Genomic DNA, 12,481 nt, shown 5'->3' with positions numbered 1-12,481 from the left:
CCCCAACAACCGGAGCACCGCCCATGTCCAAGCAGATCATCGCCACCCCCAACGCCCCCGCCGCCATCGGCACCTATTCCCAGGCCGTGAAGGCCGGCAATACCGTCTATATGTCCGGCCAGATCGGCCTCGACCCGGTTTCCATGCAACTGGTGGACGGCTTCGAAGCGCAAACCGTCCGCGTCTTCGAGAACCTCAAGGCGGTGGCCGAGGCGGCCGGCGGCTCCCTGGCCGACGCGGTCAAGCTGAACATCTACCTGACCGATCTGGCCAACTTCGCCAAGGTGAACGAAGTCATGTCCCGTTACTTTACCGAGCCCTACCCGGCCCGCGCGGCCGTCGGCGTGAAGGAACTGCCCCGCGGTGCGGTCGTCGAGGCCGACGCGGTGCTGGTCCTCGGCTGAGTTTGAGCTTGCCCGTGGAGTCCGCCGCCGCCACGCCATCGTCTTCTGCCGCTCCGGCGAAGAAGCCGGCGGTGCGCGGCTGGCCGGGCGTCGGGCCGCAACTGGCCGAACGGCTGGCGAAGATCGACATCTTCTCGCCGGCCGACCTGATCTTCCACCTGCCGCTGCGCTACGAGGACGAAACCCGCCTGACCATGCTGGCCGATGCGCGTCCCGGCGTGCCGGTGCAGTGCGAGGTGGAGGTGCGTTCCTGCGAAGTCACGCCGCCGCCGCGGCGCCAGCTGGTGGCGCACGCCACCGATGCCAGCGGCGAGGTGATGCTGCGCTTCGTGCATTTCTACCCGAGCCAGCAGAAGCAGATGGCGGTCGGCGCCCGCCTGCGCATCTTCGGCGAGCTGCGCGACGGCTTCTTCGGCGCCGAGATGATCCACCCGCGCATCAAGCCGGTGGCTGCCGGCGAGCCGCTGCCGGAGAGCCTGACGCCGGTCTATCCGACCACCGCCGGGCTGGCCCAGTCGGCGCTGCGCAAGCTGATCGGTGGGGCGCTGCGCCACAACGGCATTCGCGACGAAATGCCGGATGAGCTGCGCCGCCGCCTCAACCTGCCGTCCCTGCCCGATGCGCTGCGCCTGCTGCACGCGCCGCCGCCGTCGGTGTCCATCCTCGACATCGAGGACCGCGGCCACCCGGCCTGGCAGCGCGTCAAGCTGGACGAACTGCTGGCCCAGCAGATCTCCCTGCGCCGCGCCTATGCCGCCCGGCGCGCCAAGAATGCCCCGAGCCTGCCGCTGCTCGACACCCTGACCCGCGACCTGCTGGGGCAGCTGCCCTTCGCGCTGACCGGCGCCCAGACCCGTGCCTTCGCCGAGATCGCCCGCGATCTGGCCTCCGATCACCCGATGCAGCGCCTGCTGCAGGGCGACGTGGGCTCCGGCAAGACCTGCGTCGCCGCGCTGGCCATGCTGCAGGCCGCCGAGAACGGCCGCCAGGCGGTGCTGATGGCGCCCACCGAGATCCTCGCCGAGCAGCATTTCCGCAAGCTCGCCGCCTGGCTGGCGCCGCTGGGCATCGAGGTGGCGTGGCTGTCCGGTAGCCGCAAGAAAAAAGAGCGCGAGGCGACGATGGCCCGCCTCGCCAGCGGCGAGATCCTGCTTGCCGTCGGCACCCACGCGCTGATCGAAGATCCGGTGGCGCTGCCGCTGCTGGCGCTGGCCGTGGTGGATGAGCAGCACCGCTTCGGCGTGCGCCAGCGCCTGGCCCTGCGCGAGAAGGGGAAGGCCGGCGAATCGCCGCACATGCTGATGATGTCGGCCACGCCGATCCCGCGCACGCTGGCGATGAGCTACTACGCCGACCTGGACGTGTCGGTGCTGGATGAGCTGCCGCCCGGGCGCACGCCGATCATCACCAAGCTGATCAAGGACGAGCGCCGCGAGGAGGTGATCGCGCGGGTCCGCCACGCTTGCGTGGCCGGCCGCCAGGCCTACTGGGTGTGCCCGCTGATCGAGGAGTCCGAGGCGCTGCAGCTGAAGACCGCCCAGGAAACCTACGAGATGCTGTCGGAAGCGCTGCCCGACCTGCCGGTGGGCCTGGTACATGGGCGCCTGAAGAACGACGAGAAGTCGGCGACGATGGCCGCCTTCGTGGCCGGCGACATCAAGGTGCTGGTGGCGACGACGGTGATCGAGGTCGGCGTCGATGTGCCCAACGCCAGCCTGATGGTCATCGAGCACGCCGAGCGCTTCGGCCTCGCCCAGCTGCACCAGCTGCGCGGGCGGGTCGGCCGCGGCGTGCACGAATCGGTGTGCATCCTGATGTTCGCCCAGCCCTTGTCGCAGACCGGCCGCGAGCGCCTGAAGGCGATCTACGAGAACACCGACGGCTTCGTGATCGCCCGCGAGGACCTGCGCATCCGCGGCCCCGGCGAGTTCATCGGCGCCCGCCAGAGCGGCGTGCCGCTGCTGCGCTACGCCGACCTGGAAGAGGACGCGGTGCTGGTGGACATCGCCCGCGAGCTGGCCGAGGAGATCCTGCGCGACGCCCCGCGCGTCGCCGACGCCGTCACCGCCCGCTGGTTCGGTGGCCGGGCGGCGCTGTTGAAGGCGTGAGGGCGGGCTGGGATAAGCGGCAATAGCCCCGACGGGGATCGCCCACTACAATACGGCCCGCCTTTCTTCGCATTTCCGAGTTCCGATGACCCTCGCCCATTTCCCGGGCCGCGACCCTTTTCGCATGGCTGCGTGGCGCGCGCCGCGCGGCATGCGTGGCTGGCTGACCGACGACAGCTCGCTGACGGCCCGCATCCGTGCCCGCTGCGGACGCTTCTCCCTCCAGGTGGTGAGCCAGGGCAAGGGCGTCGTGCTGCCGGACGAGATGGCCGCGCTCGGTGTGCATCGCCACGGCGACCTGTGGCAGCGGGAAGTTCTGCTGCTGGCCGACGGGAAGCCGGTGGTGTTCGCCCGCTCGCTGGTGGCCGGTACGTCGATCCCCGCCGCCTGGCATCTGCTGCGCCAACTGGGTGGGCGGCCGCTGGCCGCGGTGTTGTTCGACGACCCGCGGGTGCGCCGTTCGCCGCTGGAGGCGGCCCGCCTGGATGGCCGCGATCCGCGCTGGCACGACGCCTTGCAAGCCACCGGCCGGCCCGATCTGCCACCGCTGTGGGCGCGCCGCTCGGCCTTTCACCGGGGCGGTTCGCCGCTGTTGATCACCGAAGTCTTCTTGCCCGCAATCGGGAGCCTGGCGCCATGATGAGTCTGACCTTTTCCGAACGAATGTCCGAGTACGGCAAGCTGATGCGCCTCGACAAGCCCATCGGCATCCTGCTGCTGCTGTGGCCTACGCTGTGGGCCCTGTGGGTGGCGGGGGAGGGGCGGCCGTCGCTGCTGGTGGTGGCGATCTTTGTGATCGGCACGGTGCTGATGCGCTCGGCCGGCTGCGTGATCAACGACTACGCCGACAAGGACTTCGACGGCCATGTGGAGCGCACCCGCAACCGGCCGCTGGCGGCCCGGCGGGTCACGCCCAAGGAGGCGCTGCTGCTGGCCGCCGGGCTGTCGCTGGTGTCCCTGCTGCTGATCCTGCCGCTCAACGGGCTGACCATCGCCCTCAGCGTGCCGGCCCTGTTCCTGGCCGGCAGCTATCCCTACACCAAGCGCTTCCTGGCGATTCCGCAGGCCTACCTGGGCATCGCCTTCGGCTTCGGCATCCCGATGGGCTTCGCCGCGCTGCAGGGCGAGGTGCCGGCGGTGGCCTGGGTGATGCTGGTGGCCAACGTGTTCTGGGCGGTTGCCTACGATACCGAGTACGCCATGGTGGATCGCCCCGACGACCTCAAGATCGGCATCAAGACCTCGGCGATCACCTTTGGCCGCTACGATGTGGCGGCGGTGATGAGCTGCTATGCGGTGACGCTGGCGCTGATCGGCTGGGCCGGCCTGCACACCGGCCGTGGCGCGCTGTTCCTGGCCGGGCTGGCGGTTGCGGCGGGCATCATGGTCTATCACTACACGTTGATCCGCGAGCGCGAGCGGCCCAAGTGCTTCAAGGCCTTCCTGCACAACAACTGGGTCGGCGGGGCGATTTTCGTCGGCTGGGCGCTCGACTACCTGCTCGCGTCGGCCGGCTGAGCCTCAGCGCCGCTGGCGCGCGATAAGGGGCGCCAGCAGCTCCACCGTGCGCGCGGTGGCGCCCCGGTGGGCGCGCGCAAAGGAACGCCCGGCCTCGCCGATGGCCTGGCGGCGTGGCCCATCATTGAGGAGTGCGACGGCATCCCGCAGGCCGGCTTCGATGTCGGTGGCGCGCAGCGCGGCACCGGCCTCGATGGCCTGCTCGCAGACCGCCTTGAAGTTGAAGGTGTGCGGGCCGACGATCACGGGGCAGCCGACCGTGCTGGCCTCGATAGGGTTCTGCCCTCCGAGCTTTTCCCATGAGCCGCCGATCAGCGCCACGTCGGCGGCGGCGTAGTATGCATACATCTCGCCCATTGAATCGCCGAGCCACACGCGGGTGTCGGCGGCCAGTGGCGCGTCTTCGGAGCGGCGCTGCATCGCGAGGCCGCTGCGTTTGATCAGGCGGGCGACCTCGTCGAAGCGCTGCGGATGGCGCGGCACGATCACCAGCAGCGTGTCCGGTGGCGCCAGCCGCGCGAAGGCTTCCAGCTGCGGGCCTTCCTCGCCGTCGCGCGTGCTGGCGGCGAGCAGCACGCGGCGCTGGCCGAAGCCGGAGCGGAAGCGCTGGCCCAGCTCCAGCAAGGCCGCCGGCGCCTCGATGTCGAACTTGATATTGCCGGTGACCGCCGCGGTGGTGGCGCCGAGTTCGGCCAGCCGGCGGCGGTCGCCCTCGCTCTGGGCGCCTACCTTGGTGAGGTGGGCGAAGGCGTCGCTGGCCAGCCGGCCGATGCGCCGGTAGCCACGGGCTGAGCGCTCCGACAGGCGCGCGTTGACCATCGCCAGCGGGGTGCTGCTGCGCCGGCAGGCTTCTACCAGGTTGGGCCACAGTTCGGTTTCCATCAGGATGCCGATGTCCGGGTGGTAGCGGCGCAGGAAACGCCGCACCGCCCACGGGAAGTCGTAGGGCAGGTAGACGCTCTGAACCCGCGGCGCCAGTTCGCCGAACAGCTCGGCGGCGGTGGCGCGGCCGGTGGGCGTCATGTGGGTCAGCAGCACGCCGTGTTCGGGGTAGGCGTCGAGCAGTGCGCGCAGCAGCGGCGCGCAGGCGCGGGTTTCGCCGACCGACACCGCGTGCAGCCAGATCAGCGGCCCGGCGGTGCGCGTGCGGTAGCGGCCGATGCGCTCGCCCAGGTGACGCAGGTACTCGGGCTGGCGGCGCGCACGCCAGGCCAGGCGCAGCATGATAAGCGGGGCGGCCAGATACCAGACGGCGGTATAGATGAGGCGAGGGATCAAGGGACGCAAGGGTCGGGAGGAGGCGGCAGTATAAAGTCGTAGCGGAACGCACGGATAGGGCAGGACGCCGATTTACCCTGCCATGTGGCCGTGCGAAAATGCCGGACTATTGGCTGATTTATTCGTGCGTCCTTTTTTCAGGCGCCGCCGGCCGGACCCCGCTTTCAACTACTCAGGCGTTCCCGCAACCATGAAAATCCTCGTTACCGGCGCCGCCGGCTTCATCGGCATGCACACCAGCCAGGTCCTGCTGGGCCGCGGCGATCAGGTCGTCGGCATCGACAACCTCAACGACTACTACGATGTCCAGCTCAAGCACGACCGCCTGGCCCGCCTGACGCCCCACGAAAACTTCCGTTTCGTGAAGCTCGACGTGGCTGACCGGGAAGGCATGGCGAAGCTGTTCGCCGAAGAGAAGTTCGACCGCGTCATCCACCTGGCGGCCCAGGCCGGCGTGCGCTACTCGCTGGTCAATCCCCACGCCTACGTGGAGAGCAACCTGGTCGGCTTCATGAACATCCTGGAAGGCTGTCGCCACAACAAGGTGCAGCACCTGGTGTATGCCAGCAGCTCCAGCGTGTATGGCGGCAACACCAAGATGCCGTTCTCCGAGAGCGACAGCGTGGATCACCCGGTCAGCATCTACGCCGCCACCAAGAAGGCCAACGAGCTGATGGCCCACACCTACAGCCACCTGTACGGCCTGCCCACCACCGGGCTGCGCTTCTTCACGGTGTATGGCCCGTGGGGGCGGCCCGACATGGCGCTGTTCCTGTTCACCAAGGCCATCCTCGAAGGTCGTGCCATCGATGTGTTCAACCACGGCAAGATGAAGCGCGATTTCACCTACATCGACGACATCGTGCAGGGCGTGATCAAGACCCTCGACCACACCGCCGAGGCCGATGCCACCTACAACGCCGATCAGCCCGATCCGGGCCGCAGCAACGTGCCTTACCGCGTCTTCAACATCGGCAACAACGATCCGGTCGAGCTGATGGCCTTCGTCGAAGCCATCGAGTGCGCCCTCGGCAAGAAGGCCGAGAAGAACTTCCTGCCGCTGCAGGACGGCGACGTGCCGGCCACCTACGCCAACACCGATGAGCTCAACGCGTGGACCGGCTTTGCGCCGGCGACGCCGGTGCCGGAAGGTGTCGGGCGTTTCGTGGATTGGTATCGCACCTACTACAAGGTCTGATTTGAGCGGCGATTCCAGCGGGCCCGCCGGCGTCGCGGCGTCGCTCGGGCGCCTGTCGGTCGGCATCGTGCTGTACCACACGCCGGCCGGCTTGCTGTGCTCCACGGTCGATTCCTTGATCGAAGCCGCCCGCCGGGCGGCTGTGGTGCCGAGCCTGTTCCTCATCGATAACGGTGGCAGCGAGGCCGCGCTGGCGGCACTGCACATCCCGCCGGAGTGGCCGTGCCAGGTCTATCGCGGCCACGGCAACCCCGGGTTCGGCGCCGGCCACAACCTCTGTCTGGAGCAGGCTGGCGACATCCACCTGATCCTCAATCCGGATGTGGAACTGGCCGCGGACGCGCTGGCGGAGGCGCTGGCCTTCCTCGACGCCCAGCCCGAGTGCGGACTGCTGGCGCCGGCTGCACGCTGGGACGATGGTTGCGTGCAGTATCTGTGCAAGCGCCCGCCGGCGGTGTGGGACCTGTTCCTGCGCGGCTTCGCACCGGGCTGGCTGAAGCGCGCCTGCGATGAGCGCCTGGCGCGCTATGAAATGCGCGACCTGATCGGCGAGCAGGTGGTGTGGGATCCGCCGATCGCCAGCGGCTGCTGCATGTTCGTGCGCGGTGACGCGCTGCGCCGGATCGGTGGCTTCGATCCGCGTTATTTCCTGTACTTCGAGGATTTCGACCTGAGCCTGCGGCTGGCCCAGTTGATGAAAATTGCATATGTTCCGGCGGTGCGGATCGTGCATCATGGAGGCCATGCCGCCCGTAAGGGGCGGCACCACATCCAACTCTTCGTACGTTCGGCATGGCGATTCTTCCAACTTCACGGCTGGCGCTGGATCTGACCGGGCAGTCCCGGCGGCGGCGCAACTTTCTACTGGGTGCGGCGGCGCTGCTGGCCCATTCCCTCGTTTCGGCAGACGGGCCCGTCGCGCCGCCCTTGCTGCTCGCCGAGGTGCTGCGCGGCGCGGTGCCTGTCGAGCGTTACTGGGTCAGCGAGAAGCTCGACGGCGCGCGTGCCCTGTGGGATGGACGGCAGCTCCGCTTCCGCAGCGGGCGGGAAGTCGCCGCGCCGGCCTGGTTCCTCGCGGGCCTGCCGCCGGAGCCGCTCGATGGCGAGCTGTGGGTCGCCCGTGGTCGCTTTGAGCAACTGTCGGGTACCGTTCGCCGTCTGCAGCCGGTGGATGAGGAATGGCGCCAGGTGCGTTACATGGTCTTCGAGTTGCCGGGCGGGGAGGGGGATTTCACGCAGCGCCTGGAGCGCCTGCGTGCCATCGTGGCCCGGGCCGCGGTTCCTTGGCTGGCGGCGGTGGAGCAGTTTCGGGTGGCGGACCGTGCCGGGTTGGACGCCCGTCTCGCCACGGTCGTCCGTGACGGCGGCGAGGGCCTGATGTTGCACCGGGCTGATGCGCCCTACGTGACCGGGCGCAGCGACGTGCTCCTCAAGCTCAAGCCGCAGCTCGATGCGGAGGCGCGGGTCATCGCCCATCTGCCCGGCCGCGGCCGCCTGACCGGCATGCTCGGGGCGTTGGACGTGGAAACCCCGGCTGGCGTGCGTTTCCGGATCGGCAGCGGCTTCACCGACGCGGAGCGCCGCAATCCGCCGCCGGTGGGCAGCGTCATCACCTATCGTTACCGGGATCTGACGGCGTCCGGCGTGCCGCGTTTCGCGACGTATCTGCGTCCGCGGGAGGTGTTTTGACGCCGGCGTCCGTACTCGTCACCGGCGGGCGGGGATTCATCGGCCGGCATCTCGTTGAGCGCTTGCGTGGTGAGGGGGGCGATGTACGCGTATTGACCCGAGCCAAAGCACTTCAGCCCGGTGAAGTGGCTGGTGACCTGTGCAATTCACCTTCGCTCATCAAAGCCTGTGCAGGTATTGATACGGTTTTTCATTGTGCCGGCTACGCCCACGCGTTTTCGGTTAGCGGTGCCGATGACGCCCGCTTGCACTGGGAGATCAATTACGAAGGCTCCAGGAATCTTGCCAACGCGGCCGCGCTGGCGGGGGTTCGCCACCTGGTATTCCTGTCCAGCGTGAAGGCCAGCGGCGATGGTGGTGATGAGTGCATCGATGAGACGTGGCCCCTCTTGCCTGATTCGCCTTATGGCCAGGCCAAACGTGCAGCCGAACAAGCGCTGCTCGAAATCGGCAGGGCAACAGGCATGTGGGTCACGGTGCTGCGTCCTGCGCTGGTATATGGCTCAGGGGGGCGAGGCAATATGGAGCGCATGGGGGCATTGATCAGGCGCGGGTTTTTTCCGCCACTGCCTGAAACAGCCAATCGGCGCTCACTGGTGCATGTGTCGGATCTGGTCGCTGCAATGCGCAGGGTTGCGGGCGAGCCCCTGGCGGCTGGCCGGACCTACATCGTCGCCCATCACCATGCACCCTCGGGGAGGGGGCTATATGACGCCATGCGCGCTGCACTGGCCTATTCCCCGCGGCGCTGGGCTATTCCACGGTGGTCTCTGGAACTGGCAGCCGAATTGGGAGACGGGATATGCCGTGTGACAGGTCGCCGCGTGCCGCTCGATAGCGAAATCCTCGACCGCTTGCTGGGCTCTGCGTGCTATTCACCGGCAAGGATTCAGCGCGAATTAGGCTGGCAAGCGCAGGTCGCACTGGATATCGGGCTCAAGGAGATGCTGGGAGGGTGATTCAATCTCCGTTGCCATTCGACTCGGGGCGTTTGCCGAGAATCCCGCGCAGGCCGTGAAAGACGCCAAGAAGGATGGCTGACAGCCGTTCGGCACGGCGTGGGGCAAACAGCATGAAGACGACCAGCATTCCCAGTAACCGGTAGCTGTCGTTGATACGCCATTGCCAGGGCACATAGGGGCGGCGCATCAAGGCTGTGCTGTTACGATAGATATAGTAATGGCGTAGTGGCGAATGCACCGCAATGCGTCGGGAGCGGATAAGCTTGAAATGAAGCCCTGCGTCGCCGAGGCAATGGAACATGGTTGCCGCACATACGCCATGTATGCGCCAGCCTGCATTGGTGGCCCTCAGGCACCATTCAGTGTCGATATGGTCAATGAACAGCGTTTCATCCATCGGGCCAATCTTCTCCAGCGCTGCCGTGGAAATCAGCGAACCTGAGGAAATGAGAAAGTCGGCTTGCGGTGTCGCCGTCGCGCTCTCGCAGGATATAGCCTGAAAACGCAGACGCCCAAAGCGCACAAAATGCGACCAGTGCCCAGAGGCCGGATCTACATAACGGGGGCCAACAGCAGCGATGCGGTTTGTACGGCTGAGATGTTCGTGGGCAGTGACAAGCTTCTCCACCATGTCTTCCGCCGGTTCACTATCCTGATCCAGCAGAAGGACATACCTGCACCGGGCTTCGCGAGCTATGGCAATACCGGCGTTGTGGGCTGCGCCCAGGCCTTTGTTGATGCCAAACTCAAGCAAGGTTATGCAATGGCTGTCGGCAATGTCGCGTAATGTGGCCAGCGCATGAGCCGAGCTGCCATTGTCCACCAACACCACAATGCCAACTTGTTTGGCAATGGCGTCAACCAAGCGCCTCAGTAAATCAAGATCCGGATGGAAGCTGACAATAATCGCGCAAACATCGTCCCCGGATTTTTGGTTACACCGCTCGGCGACGCGCATATACGCAATGCAATTGATACAAGAGCTTTGCCAGCTTTTGGAACCAGGTCTTGTGGCGCAAGCGACCGATAAGTTTTTCCGTGGGGTCTATGCTCACGGTAATGGGCGTATCTTCAACCGGGCCGGATTCTTCTGTCGGTGTAACGACAGGGGGCGGAGGAGATACAAATTCGCCGCGAAGCTGGCTGTAGAAAAAGGACAGCGCCTGCGCTGATTTCTTTTGCGCTTCGGTCATGGCCAAGCTGTCGTCTTGCAGGCTGTTGGCCAGCGTGCTTTCGAGCGCATCGATCGATGGATCCCACGACCACTGCGCGGCGGTTTGCCTGCCATTCTCGATGAGCTTCGCACGTAGATCGCCATCGTCCAGCAAGCGCTTTACGGCTTGACGTGCTTCATCGATATTCAGTGCATCGACGACCAGCGCATTCTGCCCGTCGATGATGTATTCGTCGTGCCCGGTGACGCGACCAACCACCACCGCCCCACCACAAGCCATCATCTCCATGGGAGGGCCAAAAAAGCCCTCGACACGGCTGAGCTTCAGCAAGATATCGCAGCTTGAGTAGATGCGCCGCATCTCCTGCATGGGAACGGATTCAAAAAAGCGGTCGCAGCGCCACCCTGCTTCCGGTTTCCCGTACGAGCTCACGCACCAGATGTCGGCATCCAGATCCTGGACCGCCAGGAAGGCCTCCCGCATGCCTTTGTAGGGCAGGCCTATTGCGCCCTCAAGCAGGATGCGCGGCCTGCGGCCTTTGGGTTCAAGTGGCTCGCAGGGATGAAAGATATTCTCATCCAGCCCATTGGGAACAAGGGCTGCGTCCTGGCCAAATTCGTTCCTGAGCCACGCCCTGATCCAGCGGGCTTCGGTCAGGTAGCGGAAATTGACCGAATAAGAGAGGCGCGTAATATGCTGCCACCCGCTACCCTCCGGGTGGAAACGGGTTTCGTCGGACTGGACGAAATAGAAATGGCGTCTTGCTGGCAGGATGGGAGTACGAAACGCCGTAGACCACGCAGTGGCGATCAACACGTCGACATTTTGCGGGTATTCCGTGAGGGGAATGACCGGTACTTGCTGCTCCGGGAACCAGGACATGTCGGCAGCCGCCCCGTCCACCACCAGAAAGACCTCATGCCCCCGCTTTTGAAGGCGGTTTGCATGCTGGCAGATCACGGCGATTCCGCCCGAAACTCCACAACCGGGGATTAAATAGCAGACTCTCATTTCATTACTCGGCCATATGGCTGGAATTAATCTGGGTGGCGTATCAGGATGATCTGACTAGCTTGGCTAGGCGGCTGAAATTGCTTCGAACAATTCTCTGGGTGCTACTCAGGGCATCAAGACTCCAGGCGGGCTGTCCCGCTCTGAAGCGCTCCACCTTGCCCGTATTGATGCGCTCGATCAGGTCAATATACTGGCGTTTTCCATGCAGACGCTCGAGAACCCGTTCGTATCCACTTCGGGCAATTTTATCCCGTTCGTCCTGATGGGTAAGGTAGTAGGTCACTGCGTCATACATTTCTGCAGGGGACGACACTTCGACGTAGTCGATCCCCGGTCGCAGGATATCGTTCGGTGTGATCTTCTCACTGATCAGAAGCGGGCCGCAGGCAAGCATCATTTGTACGCGCGGCTCCCAGGACACCTCGTTTTCCGCGTGAACGTTGAGGCATATCGAAGACTGATGAATGTAATCTACGAGTTCGGGGCCCCACAAGCCGTGGCAAATGTGAAGAAATTGCCGAGTATGCTTTAGGGCACCGAAATATCTTTCGCGATGCGCGGTGCTGCGGCCGATGAAGAAAAGGTCCCATTTCTTGGGACGAAGATCTGGCTTGTATACGCCTGTCGCGACGGGGAACGGAAAATGCCCCGAACAATGAATGCCATCCCGAGCCATGATCGGCAGGGACGCATCGTCATAATGAAACAGATAATCGTAAGGCAAGTGCCTGATCTGCCTGAAATGCAGGTAGCGGTTTACGCTGTCCCAGGTCTTTTCGAGGCGCCCGTCGATGATTCGCGGGAAGGGTTCGCTCGACAGGGCGATCTTGATCCCGGGAATCCGCTCCAGAACCTCCGCCGGCATGAATTCGCCACGGAAAAAGAAATTAAAGTCAGCCCCGAATTCAATCAGCTCGCTGAAATCTCCCCGTTCCAGCATGCGGACGAGCTCGAACTCCCTGACCTCAGTATAGTCGTCAAGGTCGTGCTCATAGGTGAACCGGAAATACTCAGGTTGAGTAATGAATGCCAGCTTTTTAATTGCCCGATTCATGTCGTGTGGTCTGCCTGGCGCGGGTGCCGGTTGCTGAGTGTGATGTTCTTTGCTCGTCATGCCTCGGGGGCGAGCGATGTG

At 65.1% G+C, this 12,481-nt stretch carries 12 protein-coding genes; 8 read left to right on the top strand and 4 right to left on the bottom strand.

Annotation, left to right across the window (positions count from 1 at the left end; translation table 11 throughout):
• Nucleotides 1-23: 23 nt before the first annotated feature.
• The 4 genes from AC3QL2_RS08580 to ubiA all read left to right on the top strand — a co-directional run bounded on the left by AC3QL2_RS08580 (nt 24) and on the right by ubiA (nt 4,030).
• On the top strand, nt 24-404 hold the full coding sequence (locus AC3QL2_RS08580; RefSeq protein ID WP_493234592.1) for a RidA family protein: 381 nt from the start codon (nt 24-26) through the stop codon (nt 402-404).
• A 71-nt stretch (nt 405-475) separates the two neighbouring features.
• Nucleotides 476-2,512, top strand: a complete 2,037-nt coding sequence (gene recG, locus AC3QL2_RS08575; protein ID WP_493234784.1) for an ATP-dependent DNA helicase RecG — start codon at nt 476-478, stop codon at nt 2,510-2,512.
• A gap of 85 nt (nt 2,513-2,597) precedes the next feature.
• Nucleotides 2,598-3,152, top strand: a complete 555-nt coding sequence (locus AC3QL2_RS08570) for a chorismate--pyruvate lyase family protein (protein WP_493234594.1) — start codon at nt 2,598-2,600, stop codon at nt 3,150-3,152.
• Nucleotides 3,149-4,030, top strand: a complete 882-nt coding sequence (ubiA, locus tag AC3QL2_RS08565; RefSeq protein ID WP_493234595.1) for a 4-hydroxybenzoate octaprenyltransferase — start codon at nt 3,149-3,151, stop codon at nt 4,028-4,030. The genes AC3QL2_RS08570 and ubiA overlap by 4 nt, the downstream gene beginning before the upstream one ends.
• Before the next feature lie 3 nt (nt 4,031-4,033).
• Here ubiA and waaA read toward each other — a convergent pair whose 3' ends face one another.
• Entirely contained in the window at nt 4,034-5,308 is a 1,275-nt protein-coding gene (gene waaA, locus AC3QL2_RS08560; RefSeq protein WP_493234596.1) for a lipid IV(A) 3-deoxy-D-manno-octulosonic acid transferase, read from the bottom strand.
• A 190-nt stretch (nt 5,309-5,498) separates the two neighbouring features.
• On the opposite strand from waaA, the gene AC3QL2_RS08555 reads away from it, so the two are divergent.
• Genes AC3QL2_RS08555 through AC3QL2_RS08540 form a run of 4 tightly spaced genes read left to right on the top strand, consistent with a single transcriptional unit; the run spans nt 5,499 to nt 9,154 of the window.
• Nucleotides 5,499-6,506 carry an NAD-dependent epimerase gene (locus AC3QL2_RS08555; RefSeq protein ID WP_493234597.1) on the top strand — a complete coding sequence of 336 codons (1,008 nt, stop codon included), beginning with the start codon at nt 5,499-5,501 and terminating at the stop codon, nt 6,504-6,506.
• A gap of 1 nt (nt 6,507) precedes the next feature.
• Nucleotides 6,508-7,338: a glycosyltransferase family protein gene (locus AC3QL2_RS08550; RefSeq protein ID WP_493234599.1), complete on the top strand. Its 831-nt coding sequence runs from the start codon at nt 6,508-6,510 to the stop codon at nt 7,336-7,338.
• Entirely contained in the window at nt 7,299-8,195 is an 897-nt protein-coding gene (locus AC3QL2_RS08545) for a DNA ligase (protein ID WP_493234601.1), read from the top strand. The genes AC3QL2_RS08550 and AC3QL2_RS08545 overlap by 40 nt, the downstream gene beginning before the upstream one ends.
• Complete coding sequence (locus AC3QL2_RS08540) at nt 8,192-9,154, top strand: NAD-dependent epimerase/dehydratase family protein (RefSeq protein ID WP_493234602.1); 963 nt, start codon at nt 8,192-8,194, stop codon at nt 9,152-9,154. Before AC3QL2_RS08545 ends, AC3QL2_RS08540 begins: the two co-directional genes overlap by 4 nt.
• Nucleotide 9,155: 1 nt before the next feature.
• Here the strand turns inward: AC3QL2_RS08540 and AC3QL2_RS08535 are convergent, their stop codons facing one another.
• The 3 genes from AC3QL2_RS08535 to AC3QL2_RS08525 all read right to left on the bottom strand — a co-directional run bounded on the left by AC3QL2_RS08535 (nt 9,156) and on the right by AC3QL2_RS08525 (nt 12,460).
• Nucleotides 9,156-10,115, bottom strand: coding sequence for a glycosyltransferase family 2 protein (locus AC3QL2_RS08535; RefSeq protein WP_493234604.1), 960 nt, complete (start codon nt 10,113-10,115; stop codon nt 9,156-9,158).
• On the bottom strand, nt 10,093-11,292 hold the full coding sequence (locus AC3QL2_RS08530; RefSeq protein WP_493234605.1) for a glycosyltransferase family 4 protein: 1,200 nt from the start codon (nt 11,290-11,292) through the stop codon (nt 10,093-10,095). The genes AC3QL2_RS08535 and AC3QL2_RS08530 overlap by 23 nt, the downstream gene beginning before the upstream one ends.
• Nucleotides 11,293-11,386: 94 nt before the next feature.
• Nucleotides 11,387-12,460 carry a glycosyltransferase family protein gene (locus tag AC3QL2_RS08525; RefSeq protein WP_493234606.1) on the bottom strand — a complete coding sequence of 358 codons (1,074 nt, stop codon included), beginning with the start codon at nt 12,458-12,460 and terminating at the stop codon, nt 11,387-11,389.
• Nucleotides 12,461-12,481: the final 21 nt, after the last annotated feature.

The sequence above is a fragment of the Zoogloea sp. GW822-FHT05C07 genome, from assembly GCF_058800215.1.
Note: the sequence above shows the minus strand (reverse complement) of the source record. Positions and strands in the feature narration are given on the sequence as shown.

Excerpts from the sequence above, each read along its gene's own strand:
- AC3QL2_RS08580 (WP_493234592.1), top strand. The coding sequence starts at position 24 with ATGTCCAAGCAGATCATCGCCACCCCCAACGCCCCCGCCGCCATCGGC.
- AC3QL2_RS08570 (WP_493234594.1), top strand. The coding sequence starts at position 2,598 with ATGACCCTCGCCCATTTCCCGGGCCGCGACCCTTTTCGCATGGCTGCG.
- AC3QL2_RS08545 (WP_493234601.1), top strand. The coding sequence starts at position 7,299 with ATGGCGATTCTTCCAACTTCACGGCTGGCGCTGGATCTGACCGGGCAG.
- ubiA (WP_493234595.1), top strand. The coding sequence starts at position 3,149 with ATGATGAGTCTGACCTTTTCCGAACGAATGTCCGAGTACGGCAAGCTG.
- AC3QL2_RS08535 (WP_493234604.1), bottom strand. The coding sequence starts at position 10,115 with ATGCGCGTCGCCGAGCGGTGTAACCAAAAATCCGGGGACGATGTTTGC.
- AC3QL2_RS08525 (WP_493234606.1), bottom strand. The coding sequence starts at position 12,460 with ATGACGAGCAAAGAACATCACACTCAGCAACCGGCACCCGCGCCAGGC.
- AC3QL2_RS08555 (WP_493234597.1), top strand. The coding sequence starts at position 5,499 with ATGAAAATCCTCGTTACCGGCGCCGCCGGCTTCATCGGCATGCACACC.